This is a genomic window from Proteiniphilum sp. UBA5384 (assembly GCF_002410825.1).
GTDB lineage: Bacteria > Bacteroidota > Bacteroidia > Bacteroidales > Dysgonomonadaceae > Proteiniphilum.
Genome location: NZ_DHOS01000003.1, coordinates 1 through 21,021, shown reverse-complemented (window position 1 = coordinate 21,021; position 21,021 = coordinate 1). Strand labels below are relative to the sequence as shown.

Genomic DNA, 21,021 nt, shown 5'->3' with positions numbered 1-21,021 from the left:
AGGGGTTAGCGTATAAAAGGCCGGTGGAGATGTTCCGGGCGGCCGCTTAGTTTCCCGGATTCGCCCGGCCGGGCGAACCCGGGAAACTAACTTATCTTTGAATAATAATTGTCTAAGAAAGGGGAGAAGTTAAGAAATACGGTTGGTAGACTTCCCCAAACCGGAAATTCTTTCAGTGGATTGTGATTTCAATTACTACTATTTCGAAGATGATCTTTTTAATGTAATCGGACGAAAGGATTTGCAACAAATCCAGAGTCTGGCAAAAGAACAGGTAAAAAAAGCCGCATTACAAAGTGGATTAATGAAAATTGCGGCCGACCAAATGAAATTATTGTTGGAAGAAGTGACAGCTGCAAACCAATGGTCTGTCAAAAATATCGATCTGATTGAAAACTATAAAGTCTTTCCGGAACCGGAAGAAGAAAAAAAAGAGAGCCCTGAAAAAGAGCTCCCCTTGTTAAGACACATAAACGTATTTGATAAGGCATTTGATAAAGCAGTCAATTTTTTTAAATCCTAATTATTCCCAACTAAGAATTACTTTACCACATTGGCCTTCCTCCATCACGTCGAATCCTTTCTGGAAATCATCAATACTGAACCGGTGAGTGATGATAGGGCTCAAATCCAATCCAGAAATGATCATTTGTTCCATCTGGTACCATGTTTCCCACATTTCACGGCCATAAATCCCTTTCAGAGTGAGAGCCTTAAAGATAATCTCATTCCAGTCTACCATCGTATTGTTGGGTAATATACCCAGTAGTGATATCTTGGAACCGTTGTACATATTGTCGATCATTTCACGGAATCCGGCAGGAGAACCTGACATTTCCAATCCCACATCAAAGCCACGCATTTCCAGTTTCTTCACCGCCTGGGCTATTGTCTCACCTTTTGAAATATTTACCGTGAGTGTGGCACCCATTTTCCTGGCAATATCCAGCCTGTATTCACTCAGGTCGCTCACTACGATGTAACGGGCACCGGCAAAACGGCAGATGGCAGTAGCCATGCTACCGATCAGTCCGGCACCGGTAATCAGCACATCTTCAGCAATCAACGGGAAAGAGAGGGCTGTATGTGTGGCATTACCAAACGGATCCATGATAGAAGCAATCTCATCGGGGATACGGGGATCGAGTTTCACCACATTCGATGCCGGGAGGGAAAGGTATTCGGCAAATGCCCCGTCACGATTCACCCCCACACCGATGGTATTTTCACATACATGTAATTTTCCACGGCGGCAGTTCCGGCAGTGTCCACAAGCAATATGGCCTTCACCGGTCACCCGATCGCCTATTTTCAGGTTTTGCACACCACTGCCCATATCCACGATCTCTCCTACATATTCATGTCCGATGGTCATAGGCGTTTTAATGGTTTTTTGAGACCAGTCATCCCATTTATAAATGTGGAGATCAGTACCACATATGGATGTCTTTTTAATTTTGATGAGTACATCATTTACACTGATCGACGGGATGGGGACATCTTCCATCCAGATACCTTTTCCAGGACGTAATTTGACTAATGCTTTCATTTTTTGATAGAATTAAGATAATCAGCAGAATTAATCAACAAGTCATGACATCAACTAATTATCAAATTAATTTAAGTTTTTTTCCCACTTTGATGAACGCTGCGATCGCTTTATCGAGGTGTGCACGTTCGTGACCTGCCGAGAGCTGTACGCGGATACGCGCCTCTCCCTTGGGCACAACGGGATAATAAAATCCTGTCACATAGATTCCTTCATTAAGCAGTTCGGCTGCAAATTCCTGCGAGAGTTTGGCTTCATAAAGCATCACAGCGCAGATAGCCGATTGAGTAGGTTTGATATCGAAATTCGCCTCTTTCATCTTGTCCACGAAGTATTCCACATTCTCATGCAACTTATCCTGAAGTTGATTGGACTCCTGCAATAAATTAAAAGCTTCCACACCCGATGCTGCAACCAGAGGAGGTATAGAATTGGAGAAAAGGTATGGACGCGACCGTTGACGAAGCATATCGATAATTTCCTTCCTACCGGTAGTAAACCCACCAATGGCACCGCCAAAAGCTTTACCCAAAGTTCCTGTAATCACATCCACACGCCCCATGACATTATATAATTCGGAAACACCTTTCCCCGTTTTACCTACCACACCCGCCGAATGGCTTTCATCCACCATTACAAGTGCGTCATATTTTTCTGCCAACACCATAATTTTATCAAGGGGCGCCACATTCCCATCCATTGAGAACACACCGTCGGTGACAATTATGCGGAACCGCTGTGCCTGTGCCTCTCTGAGTTTTTCTTCGAGGTCAGACATATCGGCATTGGCATAACGGTAACGTTTTGCTTTGCATAATCGTACCCCGTCGATAATAGATGCATGGTTGAGTGCGTCGGATATGATAGCATCCTCTTCGGTAAAAAGCGGTTCGAAAAGGCCACCATTGGCGTCAAAACAAGCAGCATAAAGGATCGTGTCTTCGGTTTTGAAGAAACGGCTGATGGTCGCTTCCAACTCCTTGTGATAATCCTGTGTGCCGCAGATAAACCGTACCGACGACATACCATAACCGCGCTCATCGAGCGCCTGTTTTGCGGCATTAATCAGTCGCGGATGATCAGACAACCCCAAATAATTATTAGCACAAAAGTTCAACACGTCCTGCCCGGTCTGCACTTTTATTTCAGCCCTTTGCGGCGTGACAATGATTCGTTCATTTTTGTAAAGCCCTGCCTCTTCAATCGATTTCAATTCGTTTTGCAGGTGTTGTTGCATTTTTCCGTACATATCTTTTCTTTTTTAGTTAATCAATTCATTCTTGTCAGCAGCCTCATCAACCAGCGATCGGGGTAGCGATTTTTTTGTTTTCACACCCAGTTCGCGTAATCTTTCAGCCTGGCCGATCAGGTTTCCCCTGCCCGACTTCAACTGTCCGTAAGCATTCTCGTAACTCCGTCTGGCTCTATCAAGATGAGTCTCAATATCGGTTAGAGAATCTACAAAATTAACGAATTTATCATACAGCACGGCACCCCGCTCGGCAATTTCCATTGCGTTACGGTTCTGATATTCACGCTTCCACAAATCCACGATTAGTTTCAACGCAGTAATCAGGTTAGTCGGACTGATAAACAGTATTTTTTTATCATAAGCATACTGCCATATATTTTCATCATATTGCAATGCCAAGCTATAAGCCGGTTCATTTGGGATGAACATCATCACAAAATCGAGCGTATCAGTATAATCCTGATAACTTTTACGGCTCAGTTCGTCGATATGCTTGCGTACCGATCGCAGATGTTCGTTGATATATTTTTTTTGTTCTGCGGGATCGTCGGCTCCTATATAGTTGGCGTATGCTGTAAGTGACACTTTTGAGTCGATGATTACTCTACGGTTGTCGGGGTAAGCAATGATTATGTCGGGTCTCATTCTGGAACCGTTTTCACCGGTCAGTGTATTACCGTCGTTATCTCTCAACGATTCCTGTACAAAATATTCCCTGCCCTTTACCAATCCCGACCGTTCAAGTATATTTTCTAAAATCATCTCACCCCAATCGCCTTGAGTCTTTGTATTTCCTTTCAGGGCTTTGGTCAGGTTATTTGCTTCAGTACTGAGGCGATCGTTCAGTTCTCGCAGGTTCTTCACCTCCAGGCCCAGTGAAAACCGCTCTTTCGATTCATTGATATACACCTCTTCCACTTTTTTACGGAATAATTCGATATTCTCGCCAAAAGGTTTAAGGATGGCGTCTAACTGGTTTTTGTTGAGATAGGTGAATTTTTCGGTTTTTTCTTCCAGTATTCTGGAAGCTATATTCTCGAACTCGAGATTAAACTGCTTCCGTAATTCAGTCATCTCCGTTTTCTGATTTTCGAGTCTCTCGAGCAATGACTTCTTTTCGGCGGTGATTCTTTCTCTTGACAGGATCAGTTCGATATTCAACGCATTATACCTCTCGGTCAGCATATCAAATTCAGTCTTTGAAACTGTTCTCGATCTGACCCGTAACGAGGCGATGATCCATCCAAGAACTCCCCCCGTCAAAACACCGATAAGAAGGTATAATATACTACTCATAGGATCGATAATTGTTCAAGAGAATAACGGAGCATGCGAAGTATGAAAAAACTACTTCACGCTACGTAAAACGTGGCCCATCCTCTTTTTCTTAGTCTCCATATAGAAATGGTTATACTGATTGGGAGTAATTTCAAGCGGTACATTTTCCACCACTTCCAGGCCATAGGATTCGAGGCCCACCCGTTTGGTGGGATTATTCGTCATCAGCCGCATTTTTCTCACTTCCAGACTGCGGAGTATCTGCGCTCCCACTCCATAATCCCGTTCATCTGCCTGATAACCGAGGTGCAGGTTGGCATCCACGGTATCGAGTCCCTCTTCCTGTAGCTTATAAGCGGCCGCTTTCGCCATTAACCCGATACCTCGTCCTTCCTGATTGAGATATACAAGCACTCCTTTTCCCTCCTTTTCAATCAGTTGCAATGCTTTATGAAGTTGTTCGCCACATTCACAGCGCATAGATCCGAAAATATCTCCGGTCATACAGGAAGAATGTACACGTACCAATACCGGTTCATTATCATGCCATTCCCCTTTTATAAGAGCCACATGCTCCTGTCCCGTCGCTTTCTGCAGGAACGGGATCATCGTGAATATACCGTATTCCGTAGGCAGTTGCACGGCTTCCCCCCTTTCGATCAGCGATTCCGTACGAAGCCTGTATTTGATTAGATCGGCTACTGACACGATCTTCAAGTTGAATTTCCGTGACATCTCTATCAGTTGGGGCAAACGTGCCATGGAGCCATCTTCATTTTTAATCTCTGCCAGCGCTCCGGCGGGGTAGAGTCCCGCCAAACGGGCAAAATCAATCGTTGCTTCTGTATGTCCTGCACGACGTAATACTCCGCGGGTTTGTGCTCGCAGCGGGAAGATATGCCCGGGACGGCCAAAATCTTCAGGAGCCGTCTCCTGACGCGTCAATGCCAAGATGGTTTGTGCCCTGTCGTAAGCCGATATACCGGTAGTACACCCATGAGTAAGCAGATCGATGGATACAGTAAAAGGGGTAGAATGTACGGATGTATTGTGCGAAACCATCATCGGCAGGTCCAGTTCCCCGGCCCGTTCTTTGGTGATCGGAGCACAAATCAGTCCACGTGCATGGGTTTCCAGAAAGTTGATTTTTGCAGGAGTGATATGTTCTGCTGCAATGATAAGATCGCCTTCATTTTCGCGATCTTCATCGTCCACCACAATGATGAAGTTACCCTTTCGAATCTCTTCAATAGCTTCATCAATAGCATGTAATTGAATTTCTTCTTGCATTTGTATTATATTTTATGCCAAAGCGATTGTTTCCGGCTCATATGTGCCTTCTAAAATATGAATTAATTCTCCGTTCAGCTGTTGAATATTCCTCAGATCTTTCCTGGTAGTCCATTCGAGGTGAAGGGAGAGGAGTCTGAAAATGATCCCTACAGGGAAAAGATACATGCATATTTTAGCCGGGATTGAACCCGGATTGAAAATCCTCACAACGTTAAATATTATAGGGTACTCTTCAGCCTTCGACAATACCTCTAACCGACGGGAATTGGAGAGGGTGTTGAGTATAATTTCCAATGAACTCCTGATGGACCGTAATTCTTTGTTATAATTAATATCTGTCCAATAACCCTTGTAAGAGAGATGACCGTATCTATCAAGAAACAGGTCAATTCTGCGCGATAAATCAGACAGTGAGCGTGCGATTTCTTCATAGTCTGGTTTCTCAATGATGACGCTCTTGACCGGATATTTTCTTTTATCCCGGATAAAAAAGAGCCTTTTGAAGAAATTGACATAAGTATCGGCATTCATGATTACCGAATCGTTCATAGCCTTATAGGTAAGGAAAACCCCTATAGGCAGCAAAATAAACGAGCTGAACCACATACCGAACCAATGCACCCACACACCGTCACGTGTCATCTTGTATCCCACATTTTCTACAATATAGTAGATAATAAACAATATAACGGAAATAACGATAGGTGTACCTAATCCGCCCTTTCTTACTATAGAACCCAATGGAGCGCCGATAAAAAAGAATATAAGACATGTGAAAGGAATGGTAAATTTCCTGTGCCATTCCACCCAATGCCGGTTGATAGTTCTCTGCGTGGAAGTCTTATTGAGCGATCTAAAAAGAAATTCATTATTATTATTATCCGCTTTCATGTAAGCATTCTGCAAAATAGCAGATTGGTCGCTGAGCTGTTTCGATTGGAGCAAAGTATCGGGAGACGGCACTTCAACCGATATGTATTGTGCTGCCGAGACCAAAGAATCTTTCTTGTCCGCAGGATAACTATTACGGAAAGAAAGATAGGAGTAATTCTTCATCATCTTCCGGTCAACCAGATTCACACTATCCATAATATGCGACATGGAATCGATAGAGGCCGTCAATTGAGACATGTTTTTCGACACATAATTGCTGGAGGCATTCCCTTCAATTGCATCTTCCCCTATGCGGTTAAAGTTGGCATCGTAGGAAATCATCATAGACTTGGTATCGAAATTCTCCCGTGCATAGGGCACAAAATCATTATTATAACGTGAGGAAGAAGAAGACGCTCCCTGTTGGAAGTTTTGAAATTGCTGTCCACTATACATGGTGAAGATTAGCATCTTTTTATCATCAGCCATACTCATCTCAGCTGAATCGCAGATAATTACCGCCATGTTATTGAATCCGCTTGCCACATCATAAATCAATACATTGTGCAACATACCTGTCTTTTGGTCCTTCTTACCCACATACAAATTATAACCGGGAATATCTTTGTAAAAAACTCCTTCGGGGATTTCCAATTCAGGCGAGGCCTGTCGGATAGAAATAAGCAACGAATAATTCTTAGCCTGTATTTTCGGCAGGATATTATTCTGGTAAAAGAAAGCTCCGACAGAAATCCCTAAAACAAGAATAATAAGCGGTTTCATAGAGGTCAGCAACGGAATACCTGCAGATTTCACAGCCAGCAATTCCAGGCTCTCGCCCATATTTCCGAACATCATCAATGAGGCTAACAAAATGGCCAAAGGTAAAGCCATGGGAACAAGTGAGAGGGCAGCATAAAAAAACATCTCCCCAATCACACTCACATCTAATCCCTTCCCGACCATATCCTCCACATATTTCCAGAGGAATTGCATCAATACCAGAAAAAGGCATATGACAAAAGTCATCAGGAAAAGCGGAATAAAAGTCGTGAGAATATAGCTATATAGCCGCTTTATATGAAAAAATCTATTCATTGAAAATGGACAAAAAGAGAATTCATTCAGCACAACAAAATTGTTGTTCAATTTTATGGCAAAGATAGTGAGATTACGCGAGAAAACGGCAAAATATATACGAGTAATGTAAGTGTTTAGCAATTAGATTTATTGTTCACGGTTGCCAAATGTTCTTCCATTTGCTAAAATGGCAGCATATTTAGGGTTTGTGCAAAAGTTCTGCCCCCTATCCGTTGCCTTTTGGAATCATCCGTAATACTCCCTGAGAACAGGAGAAATATAACCTACAAGCACAAAGAACGCCAATTTGAAGGAAACAGCAGCCATTTAGAAAAGGGAAAGCAGATGACGGTAATTTAGACTTAATCAGCGGATTAAGTAAAACGGTTCTTTTAGCCAATAAACGTCTTTGCTTATCTCATCATAAAAGTCACTATACCAGAGATAGTCCTCTCTGCCATTACGAAGATATTTGGGTAAGCTCGCCAAAGGAGGATTGTTGCGGATGATATCCAGCACTTTGCTTTTATAGTGTAATACTTCCGCCTCTGTGAGTTGTGGCTGTGAAACCAGACCAAGTGCTGTTCCATAGTTGATTGCCACAAAGTCATTGAGACTCTGCTGTACAACCCGAAATACTTCGGGAACATTACTATCATAATCTATGTCTAGCTCTCCATTATGCATGTACTAAAGATAGTAATATTACCAATAGGAGCAACAAGAGTGACTCAAATTTGTCAGGCTGTATGGCAAATAATTGCATCTCAGAGCAAAGCTATACACCTCATATTGTCAATGGTATAACTATCAAATTAACAATCTATATTTGCCCAAGTATCCATGTCGGATACATCTAATTTATACAACGATATGAGAAATTCAATCCACTTTCTACCATTCATTTGCTCCGGCTACCCTTGAAGAGCAATAGGCAATACACTGACTGTATTGCAAAGTTGGGACATCTTAGCCCTAAGCCCAACTTTAGAGATTAACGATGCCGCCAACCAAAAAAATGTTGAGACTTTTGTCTCTTCTTTTTTTGCTTTTCGTCAATCGAGTAGGAGGAAAACTAAGTAGTTTTCTTCCTACTTTCGTTTTCCGACCTCTCACACCACCGTACAAGCGGTTCCGCATACGGCGGTTTCGCAATCTATATGCATCGTTTCGTAAAGGGGTTCTAAGAGAGGGTAGCCCGCTTGCATAAGAAGTTCGTTTCGTAGTGCTCGTGCAAGAATATAGCTGTCGGATATGTGCCAATACCCTTTTCGAGTATTTGCCCATTCCCAAGCCTTACCTCTCGGTATTCCACATTTTTGCAGATTAGCATAACGAGTCTTTACCTTCTTCCAACATTTCCATATACACATGCGCAAACGTCTGCGATACCATTGGTCTAATGATTTCAGCATTGTCTTCATATCGGCATACTTGAAATACTCAAGCCACCCTCTAAAGGTTTGCCAAAGTACCTCTTTACGTTGGGCATAACCCATGCCATTACTACGACCGGTAAGTGACTTGACCTTACGCTTGAATTTGTCTTTTGTTTTCTTGTGAACACACAATCTGCATTTGCCTTTCGTAAAATAGAAAGAGTGACCGAGGTATTTCATGCCCCGTATATAACCGACTTCTGTCTTTTCACGATTGACTGTGAGGTGCAGCTCTTTTTCAACAAATTCTGTTATGCTCGCGCATACGCGCTCGGCAGACCTCTTACTTTTGCATAGTATCATACTATCATCTGCATAACGAACAAAGCGGTGCCCTCGTCTTTCCAATTCCTTGTCAAGTTCGTTCAGCATGATATTGCTGAGCAGAGGACTCAGAGGCCCACCTTGGGGTGTGCCTTCCATACTTGGCTCATAATGCTTACCTATCATTACTCCACTTGTTAGATATTTGTGTATAAGCGAAATAACATGACCATCTTTAATCGTCCTTGATAATATTCTCAATAGAAAACTATGGTTTACAGTATCAAAGAATCTCGCAAGGTCGATACCTACAGCGTATTTATACCCTTCACTCGCATATCGGCACACTTGAAGCAATGCTCCATGCGCACTACGTTTGGGGCGAAAGCCAAAACTGCCTTGGCTAAACTGACGTTCATAAATAGGTGATAGCACTTGGGCTATGGCTTGTTGTATCAAGCGGTCAACAACTGTTGGAATGCCTAAAAGGCGTTTCTTCCCATTATCCTTGGGTATCTCTACCCTACGCACCGGATTGGGTTTGTACTTCCCAATGCGTATCGATTCAATGAGTTCTTCTTTGTGTTGGTGCAGATATGGGAGCAATTGCTTGCAATCCATCATATCAACACCTCCAACGCCTTTGTTTCGCACCACTTGTAAGTATGCACGATTTAAGTTCACCGGAGAAAGAATTTGGCTCATTAAATCCTCTTTACTTGGTTGCATTGCTATCAAACTGCCGTCTTTCATGTCCATATAGGTCTGCACTCCCTCATAGCCTTCGGATTCCGTCCTATTCTTTTGAGGGCAGTCAAGTGTACTTGTTATGACTCTTGTTTTATGCATTCTTTCCTATTTGGAGTTAGTTACGTGTTTATAGCTATTGCGATTCAGCCCTTCCCTAAAAAAAAATTAGGTACTATGGCCTCTGCTGACTTCTCACGGCAAGCTTTACTCCATGCTTTGCAATCTTAACACATGCGCCACACGTCCGTGAGACCTCCCCGATTAAGAACATAATCTTTCACACTTATACCTGCTTGATTTACACCGAGTGTTCCGTATAGCTATGGGGCTTTGTCTTGTCTAGCAGACTTACCCACACTCCTATGCCTTGGTATCAAGTTTCTGTACGTCAGGTCAGTGTTTTGCCTAAGGCTTCCTTCAGATTCCGCATCGCTACGGACACCCTTGCCGTCGGCTGTACGCTTGCCGCTATAAGGCTGCGTTAGGGACTTGCACCCGTTAGATTATACCCATGTCGGGCGAACTAGAAGCAAGGTAATCTTTCGGGTAACCCGAAATCACCTTGCCCTGCGGGGCTGTGACCACGCTATCGGCAAATTCGCCTACGACTGAATTTTCCTCACGCTTCAAAAGCCGCTCCCGTTGGTCTCAACTTTTGAGGTCACTCGACAGCTCGACATTTCCGCGCCCGATGGTTGCAGAATTATCAGGCTGTCCGGCAAAACTTCACTTTATCTCCCGATGGTCGCTTCCGTTCCGTCTTGCACGGATGTAAGTCTACATCCGAAAATTTTCCATAACCTTAAATGTGATTATTATGGAAAATAAGGAGAGGAAGAAAAAGAAAATAGGTCGTCCGAGAAAGGAAAAAGAAAAACTTTCCACTTCAATCAACCTCAAACTAACTGAAGAGGATTTCAAAAAAGTGAAAGATAAAGCGGAGAAGTTCGGCATGAAAGCTACACAATATGCCCGAGAGATGGTGCTGAAAGGAGGCGTTAAATCACGCTTCACATTAGAAGAACTTGACCTGATTAGAAAATTAGCAGGTATGGCAAATAATCTGAATCAGCTTGCCAGAAAGGCAAACTCTATAGGATACAAGGCTGCCGAGAAAGTATTATTTGAACTCGCTTGCGAGATAAAGAAACTGTTAGATGATCGCTAAGAATATCAAAGGAAAATCATTCAAGGGATGTGTCCGGTATGTTATGAACGATACAGCTAAGCTGCTCGAAGTGGAAGGCGTATTGGCAGGAACAACAGAAGAGATTATCCGTGGTTTCGCGATGCAACGCTCCGGCAGGAAAGAAATAAAACAACCTGTCGGGCATATTCCTATATCATTTGCTCCCGAAGACCGAGAGCGAATGACGGATGCATTTATGGTACTATTAGCCAAAGAATATATGGAAGAGATGGGCATTAAAAACACCCAGTATATCATTGTCCGCCACCATAATTCTGATAATGATCACCTGCATATTGTGTATAATCGGATTGATAATAACCTGAAATTAATATCGGTCAATTACGATTACAAGCGGAATATCAAAGTTTGCAAAAAGCTGAAAGATAAACACGGATTAACTTACGGAAAAGGGAAAGAGCGGGTTAAACGAGAGAAATTAAGAACTCCTGACTCGGTAAAATACCTTTTATACGATATAATTAAGGCGATTTTGCCCTATTGTACGGACGAGAAAGACTTCCAAGATTTCCTGCAAAGTAAAGGGATTAATGTCGAATTTAAGCAAAGGCGAACCACTGGAGAGATAGAAGGAATATCGTTCATCTACGATAATGTTTCATTTAAAGGCTCACAAATTGACCGGAAATTCAGCTATGGAAATCTCAAAAAAGAGTTCGAAAAGAACTTAGCAGAAGCCCAACACCAAGAACGATTAAAACAAGAAAAAGCTGAGATAGAAGCAAGATTAAAAGCACAGCAAGCTGAACGAGAGCGGGAAAAGCAAGAACTGCTTCGGAAACAAGAGGAAGCGGAAAAGACACCTCTGCCTAAACAAAATATTGTTGTGTTGGGTGTAGAATTGACCGACGAACAACAAAATACATTAACAAGTGGAGCGCATACTTTCCTTGAAAACCTTATGAGCGAAGATGGGAAAACTAAATTTTCAGCTTACGCTTTTCTGAATGATGAAAAGAATACTGTTTATTTCACAAGCGAAAATCCAGACAAATTTATCAAGTATGGCAAGTACGAAATGCGACTCCGGGATAAGGCTTTGATAGAGGATGGGCAGATAACAAAAGCTACCGTTAAATGGTGGGGAGGCGGTAGTTATGCACACCCATATCTGTGGAAAGCAGACAAAGCAGATACGGAATATCAGGAATCGTGGGGTGATCCGAGACTACTGAAGGAGGAGCAGAAACCGAAGGAAACAAAGCTGAAAGTTCCTAAAGTTCAGGAAAAGAAGAGAGGGAGAGGGATATAAAAACAAAATAACACCTTTTGGACGGTACTACTAGCGATGGAAGAGTAACCTTTTACTATGTCATAAAGCAAAAGTATTCTCGGACAGTAGTTGAAAATATGGCAGACATATTAAGAATCTAATAGAGCAGGTCTAAAATGTTTCCGTATCTTTGCACTGTTATGATACACATCCTGATCATAGAAGATGAACCCGGCATTTATAACTTTCTTAAACAAGGATTGGAAGAAGAAGGTTATATAACTACTATTGCTACTGATGGAAAGCAAGGAATAGAGATTTTTGAATCGGAAAAGCCGGATATAATTTTATTGGATTGGATGTTGCCCAAAACGACAGGCATAGAAGTATGTAAAACCATCCGTGAGAAAGATGCTGACATTCCGGTGCTATTCCTGACTGCAAAAGATACTGTACAGGAAATCATTGAAGGATTGCAATGTGGGGCGAATGATTATATCAAAAAGCCATTCAGCTTTGAAGAATTGTTGGAAAGGATAAAAATACATTTCCGAAATAAAAAAGAGCAAGAAATTCTTGTATTAGGCAATATTTCGCTCAACCTCAATACATACGAAGTAAAATCAAACTCTTCTGTTGTTTCTCTGACTCAACGGGAGTTTGAATTACTCGAATTCCTTATCAGAAACAAAGGAAACGTATGCAAAAGAGACGAGATTATTGAAAAGGTATGGAGTATTCATTTCGAATACGATACAGGAGTGATAGATGTTTTTATAAATGCTATCCGTAAAAAACTGAATTTGGATAAGGATAACGGATATATCAAGACCATAAGAGGTGTAGGGTATATTGCTAACGAATAAATATGCAGAATTTCTCATTTCGGAACAGGATTGCCTTGAATTATATAATTACCACAGCATTATTAATCGGGCTTGTTTTCGTTACCATCTATATGGTAGTGGAATACAATGTATCCAACCACCTGAATAAAGATTTGCAACGCGAAGTAGAACGCCATTCTCAGGAAATAGAAGTAAGAAATGGAACAATCACCTTGAAAAGACACAAAGAGTGGATGGAACGAGAACACAATACTGTCGGGGTTGACCCGGTGTTCATCGAATTCTTGGATATTAATGGTAATCTCATTGATAAATCGCCCAATTTGAAAAGCAGTAATTTACTGTATAATCCGAACCAAGAAGATAATGTATTTTTTAATGGAGAGCTTGCAGAAAAAAGGATAAGGCAGGTACAAGTTCCTATTCAAAACGAAAATGGCACACGTGTCGGGCACTTGTTGGTAGCTGTGGCTCGCGAAGGTTCGGAAGTGGTGTTGGAGGCTCTGCGGCATATACTACTCTTTACCTATCCGATTATTCTAATTATACTGTTTTTTGTTGCCCGGTTTATTGCTGGAAGAAGCATCAAACCTATCAACCATATTATTGATACCTCTAATAAAATTACACGGGACAATCTGACTGAGCGTATTCCTTTGCCTCATAATAAAGATGAACTTTATGTCTTATCCGATACTATCAATCAACTGCTCAACCGTATTGAAAAAACTATCGAACGGGAGAAATCATTTACATCCTATGCTTCCCATGAGTTTCGTACACCTTTGGCTGTGTTGAAAGGAACATTGGAAGTGTTGATAAGAAAACCTCGAAGTCCGGAAGAGTACGAAGAAAAAGTAACTTATTGCATAAAGGAAATAGATCGCCTGAACCATTTAGTGGATGATTTGCTCATTCTGACCCGTTTCGAAAATCAGAAACAATCTCTTCACATTGATACTGTGAAAATTGATTCGGTAATTAAAGATGCTTTGAAATATTTGTCGGCAAATATTCAGCAAAAGAATATTGATATCGACTACCTCTCTTTCTCAGATGACATTGATATTCAAACGGATAAATATTTATTTACGACCGTTCTTTCCAATATTCTTTCCAACGCCATTAAATATTCCCACTCGAAGGGCAGGGTCGGAATACAATTGCAAAAAGAGAACAATGCCATAATCTGTGAAGTTAAAGATACCGGAATAGGTATTCCTGAAAAGGATATGGAAAAGATTTTCGATAAGTTTTACCGTTCAGCAGACCGTGCCGAGATTAAAGGTTTTGGCTTGGGGTTATCCATTGTTAAAAGGTTTTGTTCTTTATTGAATATCGAGGTTGAATTTTTCAGTAGAGAAGGCATAGGAACCACTGTCAGATTACAAATTCCTCAATCTTAAGCAAATCTTAAGCAAACTATTTTAACATCTATCTACTTTTGCTGATTATTGAAATCAGGTAAAACAAAAGTAGATGTTAGAAAAGATTATACGGTTTAGTCTTAACCGCAAGCTGATTATATTACTATTTACATTTGCCATATTCGTATATGGCATTTATTCGGTTTTTCATATACCTATCGGTGCAGTACCCGATATCACCAATAATCAGGTGCAGGTCATCACTACTTCTACAAACCTTTCGACCGAAGATATCGAACAGTTTATCACTTATCCTATCGAAATGGAAATGGCAAACCTCCCCGGAGTGCAGGAAATCCGTTCCGTTTCCAAATTCGGCCTGTCGGTGGTAACGATAGTTTTCGACGAAAATATGGGGACATACCTCCCGCGTCAATTGATAGCCGAGAAAATAAAAACAGCATCAGAGCTTATCCCTGAAGGTTTCGGTTCTCCCGAAATGGGCCCTATATCGACCGGGTTGGGGGAGATTTATCAATATGTTCTGGATGTAAAACCGGAATTTAGAGACAGATATTCGGTTGCAGACCTGCGCACAATACAAGATTGGATAGTGAAACGTCAACTTTCGGGAATTCCCGGAGTAGTCGAAATTAATACATGGGGCGGCTATCTGAAACAATATGAGGTAGCTATCAACCCTTCCCGCTTGAAAGCGATGAATATTACAACGGGCGATTTGGTAAGTGCGCTTGAAAAGAATAACAGCATTGCCGGAGGTGCTTATATAGAGAAAGTCAATCAAAGCTATTTCATTCGTGGAGAAGGGAAAATCAGCACCATTGAAGATATAGAAAATATTGTTGTAAAGAATGTCGAAGGCATTCCTGTTCTTGTAAAAGACATCGCTTCTGTACGTTTCGGAAGTGCCAATCGTTTCGGAGCTATTACAGGGAACGGTGAAGGAGAGAAAGTTCTCGGTCAGATAATGATGCTGAAAGGAGCCGACTCCAAAGAAACCATCAATGCGGTAAAAGAGAGGGTGGAAGAAGTACAGAAAGTGCTTCCCGAAGGAGTATATATCAATGCCTTTTTGGAACGTAGCGAATTGGTCGCGAAAACGACTTTCACTGTTGCCGAAAATCTGATACTCGGTTGTTTGATAGTCATTTTCGTAGTTGTATTACTACTCGGTAATTTCCGTTCGGGGATTGTCGTGGCTTCTGTGATACCGTTGTCCTTATTGTTTGCTATTTCACTGATGCGGATATTCGGGATAGATGCCAATCTGATGAGTCTGGGGGCGATTGACTTCGGAATTATTATAGACGGAGCTGTTATTATTGTAGAATTTGTTTCGTCACAAATGACTGCGAATGCCTCTAAATTGAGTCATCTGGCTGTACCTGACAGGAAACGGGAATTGGACAAAATTACCTTAAACAGTTCGGCTACGATGATGAATTCGGCTATCTTCGGACAACTAATCATACTAATCGTTTTCATTCCTATCCTCTCTCTTTCGGGAGTGGAAGGAAAGATGTTCCGCCCGATGGCGCTTACTTTCAGCTTCGCGCTCATTGGAGCTATGTTGTTTTGCCTTACATACGTTCCTGTTCTGTCTTCCCTGATTATCAAACCGCAGGTTCAGAAGCGAAATGGAATTACAGTACGGATAATGAGGTTGTTAACCCGCACTTATCTGCCTGTTATTACTTGGGCATTGAAACATGCAAAGAAAACACTTGCCGGAGCTGTCGGATTACTGGTTATAGCCGTGATAGTATTTACCCGCATGGGCGGCGAGTTTATACCGCAATTGGATGAAGGAGACTTTGTTATTCAACCTGTTCTCAAGACAGGAACATCGCTAGCCAAAACCATAGAAACCACAACATTGATTGAAAAAACTATTCTCGATAAATTTCCCGAAGTGGAACAGATTGTCAGCCGTATCGGTGCTGCCGAAGTGCCTACCGACCCTATGTCAATGGAGGAAAGCGACATCATTGTAAAATTGAAACCCAGAAGCGAATGGGTATCGGCAAAATCCAAAGACGAGCTGGCAGATAAGATAAAAGAAGAATTGGAAGCCACCATACCCAATATGGAGATAGAGTTTACCCAACCTATCGAAATGCGTTTCAACGAACTTATATCGGGTACACGTTCCGATGTAGCTATTAAGATTTTTGGTGAAGACTTGGCTGTACTTGCCGAAAAAGCCGAACAGATAAAACATGCTATTACACATGTAGAAGGTGCCGCCGATATTATCGTGGAGAAGATAGACGGTCTGCCGCAAATGACCGTTGAGTATAACCGTACACGCATTGCTCAATATGGATTGAATATATCGGATATCAACGATATTGTAGCATTGTCTTTTGCGGGTACTACAGTCGGCAATGTTTTTGAAGGAGAACGCCGTTTCGATTTGGTCATTCGTTTGGAAGAAAATCTGCGTAATGATATCGATGATTTGAGGAACTTATATGTCCCGTTACCTAATGGTGGGCAAATTCCACTTCGTGAACTGGCAAAAGTAGAATATACCGAAGGTCCTGCCAAAATCTCTCGCGACGATACCAAACGCCGTGTGGTAATCGGTGTGAACGTTCGCAACCGTGATATGGAAAGCGTTGTGAAAGATGTATCGGCAATTATCAATGAAAAAATCAATCTGCCGCCAGGATATTATGTGACTTACGGCGGACAGTTCGAGAATATGCAAAATGCACTTAACCGCCTGAAAATAGCTGTTCCTGTAGCTCTTTGTCTGATTTTTATACTTCTGTACTTTGCATTCGGGTCTATACGCGAAACTTTACTCGTATTTACCGCTATCCCGCTTTCAGCTGTGGGAGGAATTTTATTGCTTTGGATGAGGGGAATGCCGTTCAGTATATCGGCAGGAGTAGGTTTTATTGCCCTGTTCGGTATTGCCGTATTGAACGGAATCGTTTTGGTGGAACATCTCAAAGAGTTGAAGTATAAAGGTATGAAAAATGTGGATGAATTGATTTTGAAAGGAACAACTGACAGGCTTCGTCCTGTTACCCTGACAGCCGCAGCCGCAGCACTCGGATTTTTGCCTATGGCTATTTCCTCGTCGGCAGGGGCGGAGGTGCAACGTCCATTGGCTACCGTGGTTATCGGCGGATTGTTCACGGCAACCTTGCTTACAATGGTTGTGTTACCTATTCTTTTCAAAATGTTTGACAAAAATTTGACGAAAGATGAAGAAGATATATAGAATCATATGCTTAGGGATTTTGTGTCTAACCAGTTCGATAGGTTATTCACAAAATAACTCCGAATTAAATGCCTTGATTGAAGCAGCCCTTGCCAACAATAAAGAATTAAGTTCTTATCAGTTGCAGACCGATGCTTCTAAAGCGAATATCGGGACAGCTTTCGACTTTGATAAGACAACTGTGTATTACGGATACGATGAGAATAATGTCGCTCCCAACGATAAGGCGTTGCGTGTATTCGGTATCGAACAAACATTTTCTTTCCCAACCGTATATGGCGCACAAAGAAAGGTTTATAAATCGCAATGGGAACAGAACAGGGCTTTGTCCGAAATACAAAAAAATAAGCTGGTGCTCGATGTTTCGCTTATCTACGAGCAGATAGTTTATACCCAAAATAAAGAGAAGCTATATACCGAATTGGATAGTCTTTACACTGTTTTCTCGAAGGCAGGAAGCCGAAAATTCGAGTTGGGAGAATCCAATTATCTGGAAAAGATTACAGCAGAAGCCAAATCGAAACAAATTCGTACCACATTGATACAATTGAAAAGCCAGAAGCAGGCGCTTTACGAACAGTTAAAATCTTTGGTACAAAGTGAAGAAAGTTTTCAAGTATTAAATGATGAATTAAGTTTGTTGTATCTCGAAAATGTTGGAACGGGCAAAGAATTACAAAAGAATTATCTGGAAACGGTCAGTAATACTTTTTCATCGCAGATAAAATTGCAAAATCAGAACTGGTTACCCGACCTGAGTGTCGAACTCTTTACGGGGATAAACAAAGGTTTAGGCTATCATCAAAACGGTTTTCAGATAGGTATAGCAATTCCCTTGTTTTTCAGTGGAAATATATCGAAACGCAAGACAGCAAAGCTGGAACAACAAAGTTGGGAAGCTATGCGAAGCAATCGCGAAATACAAATGGAAAGTTTTTATATGCAAAAACAGGCGGAACTGAATCAACATCGGGAAATGATAAAATATTACACGGAAAACGGTCAGATACTTTCAAAGGAAATAATAAAGACCGCCGATATGAGTTATAAAAACGGTGAAATAGACTTTTTTCAATACATTCAAAGTATGGAGAACGCTATCAGTATAGAATCCGATTATCTGGACAATGTTCTTTCTTATAATAAATCGTATTTAGAGTTACACTACTTTAATTTTAATGAACAATGAAAAAATTGACATCTTATATATTCTTGGTTTTAGCTATCATATTTTTTAATTCTTGTGGAGGAGAAAAGAAATCGTCAGAGAATGAAAATACGGAAAAAGAAGATAACTCCTTGGTCGAAGTTACGCAGGAACAGTTCAATTCCATGAAAATGGAAGTCGCTACTTTGCAGGAAAGGGAATTTGATAATACGATAAAAGCATCGGGCAAAATAGATGTTCCGCCCAAAAGCAGGGCAAAAGTAACCTCTTTTGTCGGTGGGTATGTAAAGACGACTTCGCTATTGGTAGGGGATAGGGTGACTAAAGGGCAACCGCTTTTGACTCTTGAAAGTCCTGAGTATATAGACTTACAACAATCTTATCTGGAAATTGCAGGACAAATGGAATACCTGAAATCGGAATATGAAAGACAAAAAACTCTTTTCGATGAGAAAATATCCTCTCAAAAGAAATATTTAGAAGCCGAGAGTGATTATAAACGAGCCAAAGCCACTTACGAAAGTCTTCGCCAGAAGTTGAATATGTTGCGTATAAATCCAGCACAAGTCGAGCAGGGCAAATTCTCATCCTATATTACAGTTTATTCTCCTATATCGGGAGATATTACTGCTAATAATGCAAATGTGGGGATGGCTATTTCTCCGACAGATGTTATTATGGAAATCGTGGAAACACAGGCTATGCACTTGGGATTGGCTGTTTTTGAGAAAGATATATTCAATCTTAAAATAGAGCAAAAAATTAGATTTACTGTACCTCAGGTCGGTTCACAGGAATTCGAAGCCAAAGTTACACAGATAGGAAAATCGGTTGAAGGAAACGACCGTATTATCAATGTATATGCTTCATTAGATAGTGATACAAAGCAAAAATTGATAACCGGAATGTTTGTTGAAGCCCAACTTATTGCTGATTCACGCAATGCTTTAAGTGTTCCGTTCGATGCTGTTACTACCGAAGAGGGAAATAATTTTCTGTTGGTTCTCGAATCGGAAAAGGACGGAGTTTATACTTTCCGAAAAACCTTAGTCAAAGCAGGCGAACGAAATGGTGATTGGATAGAAATTATTCCCGATGACAAATTCAGTTCGAATACGAAAGTTCTGATTAAAGGGGCGTATGATGTGGTGTAATCCAATACTACACTATCTATTGAGAATAATCGTGATTTTGCAATATTTTTTTTCCCATATTTAAATCAAAGATGTTTAGGGCTATGTTTTTCCAATAATATATTTTTTCGTACTTTTGTATTGAGTTATTCGGTACTGTGTAAAACAGAGCAAACACAAGCTAAAAGAACCGTTACCAACTCGTTACCTGCCAAAACAAACGCTCTCCTAATTAACTGAAAGTAAAGGGTAAATCTCCAAAGTATTGCTATCTGAAGGAAATTGCAGCGGTCTGTGGAGTTGATAAAAACCTTTCATTCCATACGGCAAGACACAATGCCTTTTCTTATGAGCTGGAAATGAATTAGTTGCGGAAAATAATCATCAAACAGGTAACGATTTAGAAACGAGCGGACTTCATATATCTGCTGCTGTTACGCACAAAACAAAGAGCGACTTAATTATGGCGTAAAGGTACTAAATCTTCCTTATATTGCCAACAAATTCAGATACATTCTATACCCTCTTTTGTAATAGTTCGCTATCCGCCATCGCTACCATAACAATAAAAATCCGCCTCTTCTATTTTCCTGTTTAGCATAATGTTATATCTTTGCATTTTGTCTCAAAGGTTATGTCATTCAGTAAAATCGTATTCATATTCATTGCCTTGTCGCTGTTTCCGTTCACCCGCCTTCCGGCACAAGGCGGAATAAGTGACAATACCCATCCCCGTGCCGAATGCCCCGACCTCGACCTGTATTACCGCTGGCAAGAGAACGAGACACGGGAGGGGGCTTATCGCCGGGCTTATGAAGCGTGGAGCGCAGACATAGACAAATCTGCCCCGGATGCAACGGAAGCGGGCTGCTCGCCCTGTGAATTGGAATCTTTAAGCCGTGCGTTCTCCGAAGCCTTCTGGCAGGAGAAAGACTACGACCGTGCGTTCTATATCGCCCTGCAACTCGAAGAACTGTTACCGCAGGTGTCCGAAAGCGATTACTGCATATTCCGGTGATGCTGCCCCCCTGTCCGGGATGTTGACCCC

Annotated in this window: 17 protein-coding genes; 9 read left to right on the top strand and 8 right to left on the bottom strand. The window is 41.4% G+C overall.

Annotation, left to right across the window (positions count from 1 at the left end; all coding sequences use genetic code 11):
* Positions 1-142 precede the first annotated feature (142 nt).
* Positions 143-523, top strand: a complete 381-nt coding sequence (locus B4G81_RS02120) for a DUF4230 domain-containing protein (protein WP_294079581.1) — start codon at positions 143-145, stop codon at positions 521-523.
* Here B4G81_RS02120 and tdh read toward each other — a convergent pair whose 3' ends face one another.
* The 8 genes from tdh to B4G81_RS02080 all read right to left on the bottom strand — a co-directional run bounded on the left by tdh (position 524) and on the right by B4G81_RS02080 (position 10,408).
* Positions 524-1,549, bottom strand: coding sequence for an L-threonine 3-dehydrogenase (gene tdh / locus B4G81_RS02115; protein WP_294079580.1), 1,026 nt, complete (start codon positions 1,547-1,549; stop codon positions 524-526).
* A 61-nt stretch (positions 1,550-1,610) separates the two neighbouring features.
* Entirely contained in the window at positions 1,611-2,798 is a 1,188-nt protein-coding gene (gene kbl / locus B4G81_RS02110) for a glycine C-acetyltransferase (RefSeq protein ID WP_294079579.1), read from the bottom strand.
* A gap of 12 nt (positions 2,799-2,810) precedes the next feature.
* Positions 2,811-4,097 carry a DNA recombination protein RmuC gene (locus tag B4G81_RS02105; protein WP_294079578.1) on the bottom strand — a complete coding sequence of 429 codons (1,287 nt, stop codon included), beginning with the start codon at positions 4,095-4,097 and terminating at the stop codon, positions 2,811-2,813.
* 51 nt (positions 4,098-4,148) lie between these two features.
* Positions 4,149-5,369 (bottom strand): bifunctional 3,4-dihydroxy-2-butanone-4-phosphate synthase/GTP cyclohydrolase II, encoded by a 1,221-nt coding sequence (locus tag B4G81_RS02100; protein WP_294079577.1) that lies wholly within the window; start codon positions 5,367-5,369, stop codon positions 4,149-4,151.
* Between the two features lie 12 nt (positions 5,370-5,381).
* Entirely contained in the window at positions 5,382-7,343 is a 1,962-nt protein-coding gene (locus tag B4G81_RS02095; protein WP_294079576.1) for an LptF/LptG family permease, read from the bottom strand.
* Positions 7,344-7,691: 348 nt separating this feature from the next.
* Positions 7,692-8,012, bottom strand: coding sequence for a hypothetical protein (locus tag B4G81_RS02090; protein WP_294079575.1), 321 nt, complete (start codon positions 8,010-8,012; stop codon positions 7,692-7,694).
* A gap of 425 nt (positions 8,013-8,437) precedes the next feature.
* Complete coding sequence (gene ltrA / locus B4G81_RS02085) at positions 8,438-9,877, bottom strand: group II intron reverse transcriptase/maturase (RefSeq protein ID WP_294079574.1); 1,440 nt, start codon at positions 9,875-9,877, stop codon at positions 8,438-8,440.
* Positions 9,878-10,276: 399 nt separating this feature from the next.
* Entirely contained in the window at positions 10,277-10,408 is a 132-nt protein-coding gene (locus B4G81_RS02080; protein WP_294079573.1) for a hypothetical protein, read from the bottom strand.
* A gap of 187 nt (positions 10,409-10,595) precedes the next feature.
* Here B4G81_RS02080 and B4G81_RS02075 point away from each other — a divergent pair, with 187 nt between their 5' ends.
* From B4G81_RS02075 to B4G81_RS02040, 8 genes are all read left to right on the top strand, one after another.
* Positions 10,596-10,946 carry a MobC family plasmid mobilization relaxosome protein gene (locus tag B4G81_RS02075; protein ID WP_294079572.1) on the top strand — a complete coding sequence of 117 codons (351 nt, stop codon included), beginning with the start codon at positions 10,596-10,598 and terminating at the stop codon, positions 10,944-10,946.
* Positions 10,936-12,240: a relaxase/mobilization nuclease domain-containing protein gene (locus tag B4G81_RS02070; protein WP_294079571.1), complete on the top strand. Its 1,305-nt coding sequence runs from the start codon at positions 10,936-10,938 to the stop codon at positions 12,238-12,240. Before B4G81_RS02075 ends, B4G81_RS02070 begins: the two co-directional genes overlap by 11 nt.
* Positions 12,241-12,401: 161 nt before the next feature.
* A complete protein-coding gene (locus tag B4G81_RS02065; protein ID WP_294079570.1) occupies positions 12,402-13,067 on the top strand; it encodes a response regulator transcription factor in 666 nt (221 codons plus the stop codon).
* A 2-nt stretch (positions 13,068-13,069) separates the two neighbouring features.
* Positions 13,070-14,455, top strand: coding sequence for a sensor histidine kinase (locus B4G81_RS02060; protein WP_294079569.1), 1,386 nt, complete (start codon positions 13,070-13,072; stop codon positions 14,453-14,455).
* Positions 14,456-14,528: 73 nt separating this feature from the next.
* The gene (locus tag B4G81_RS02055; protein ID WP_294079568.1) at positions 14,529-17,672 is read left to right on the top strand and encodes an efflux RND transporter permease subunit; all 3,144 of its coding nucleotides are present in this window, start codon (positions 14,529-14,531) and stop codon (positions 17,670-17,672) included.
* Positions 17,656-18,861: a TolC family protein gene (locus B4G81_RS02050; RefSeq protein ID WP_294079567.1), complete on the top strand. Its 1,206-nt coding sequence runs from the start codon at positions 17,656-17,658 to the stop codon at positions 18,859-18,861. The genes B4G81_RS02055 and B4G81_RS02050 overlap by 17 nt, the downstream gene beginning before the upstream one ends.
* Positions 18,858-19,994, top strand: coding sequence for an efflux RND transporter periplasmic adaptor subunit (locus B4G81_RS02045; protein WP_294079566.1), 1,137 nt, complete (start codon positions 18,858-18,860; stop codon positions 19,992-19,994). Before B4G81_RS02050 ends, B4G81_RS02045 begins: the two co-directional genes overlap by 4 nt.
* Positions 19,995-20,586: 592 nt before the next feature.
* Positions 20,587-20,991 (top strand): hypothetical protein, encoded by a 405-nt coding sequence (locus B4G81_RS02040; protein ID WP_294079565.1) that lies wholly within the window; start codon positions 20,587-20,589, stop codon positions 20,989-20,991.
* The last annotated feature ends 30 nt before the right edge of the window (positions 20,992-21,021 follow it).

What these genes read in the sequence shown, in the direction of transcription:
- B4G81_RS02050 (WP_294079567.1), top strand. Translation starts at nt 17,656, where the DNA reads ATGAAGAAGATATATAGAATCATATGCTTAGGGATTTTGTGTCTAACC.
- B4G81_RS02095 (WP_294079576.1), bottom strand. Translation starts at nt 7,343, where the DNA reads ATGAATAGATTTTTTCATATAAAGCGGCTATATAGCTATATTCTCACG.
- B4G81_RS02070 (WP_294079571.1), top strand. Translation starts at nt 10,936, where the DNA reads ATGATCGCTAAGAATATCAAAGGAAAATCATTCAAGGGATGTGTCCGG.
- ltrA (WP_294079574.1), bottom strand. Translation starts at nt 9,877, where the DNA reads ATGCATAAAACAAGAGTCATAACAAGTACACTTGACTGCCCTCAAAAG.
- B4G81_RS02065 (WP_294079570.1), top strand. Translation starts at nt 12,402, where the DNA reads ATGATACACATCCTGATCATAGAAGATGAACCCGGCATTTATAACTTT.
- B4G81_RS02100 (WP_294079577.1), bottom strand. Translation starts at nt 5,369, where the DNA reads ATGCAAGAAGAAATTCAATTACATGCTATTGATGAAGCTATTGAAGAG.
- B4G81_RS02055 (WP_294079568.1), top strand. Translation starts at nt 14,529, where the DNA reads ATGTTAGAAAAGATTATACGGTTTAGTCTTAACCGCAAGCTGATTATA.
- kbl (WP_294079579.1), bottom strand. Translation starts at nt 2,798, where the DNA reads ATGTACGGAAAAATGCAACAACACCTGCAAAACGAATTGAAATCGATT.
- B4G81_RS02060 (WP_294079569.1), top strand. Translation starts at nt 13,070, where the DNA reads ATGCAGAATTTCTCATTTCGGAACAGGATTGCCTTGAATTATATAATT.
- B4G81_RS02045 (WP_294079566.1), top strand. Translation starts at nt 18,858, where the DNA reads ATGAAAAAATTGACATCTTATATATTCTTGGTTTTAGCTATCATATTT.
- tdh (WP_294079580.1), bottom strand. Translation starts at nt 1,549, where the DNA reads ATGAAAGCATTAGTCAAATTACGTCCTGGAAAAGGTATCTGGATGGAA.
- B4G81_RS02075 (WP_294079572.1), top strand. Translation starts at nt 10,596, where the DNA reads ATGGAAAATAAGGAGAGGAAGAAAAAGAAAATAGGTCGTCCGAGAAAG.
- B4G81_RS02090 (WP_294079575.1), bottom strand. Translation starts at nt 8,012, where the DNA reads ATGCATAATGGAGAGCTAGACATAGATTATGATAGTAATGTTCCCGAA.
- B4G81_RS02105 (WP_294079578.1), bottom strand. Translation starts at nt 4,097, where the DNA reads ATGAGTAGTATATTATACCTTCTTATCGGTGTTTTGACGGGGGGAGTT.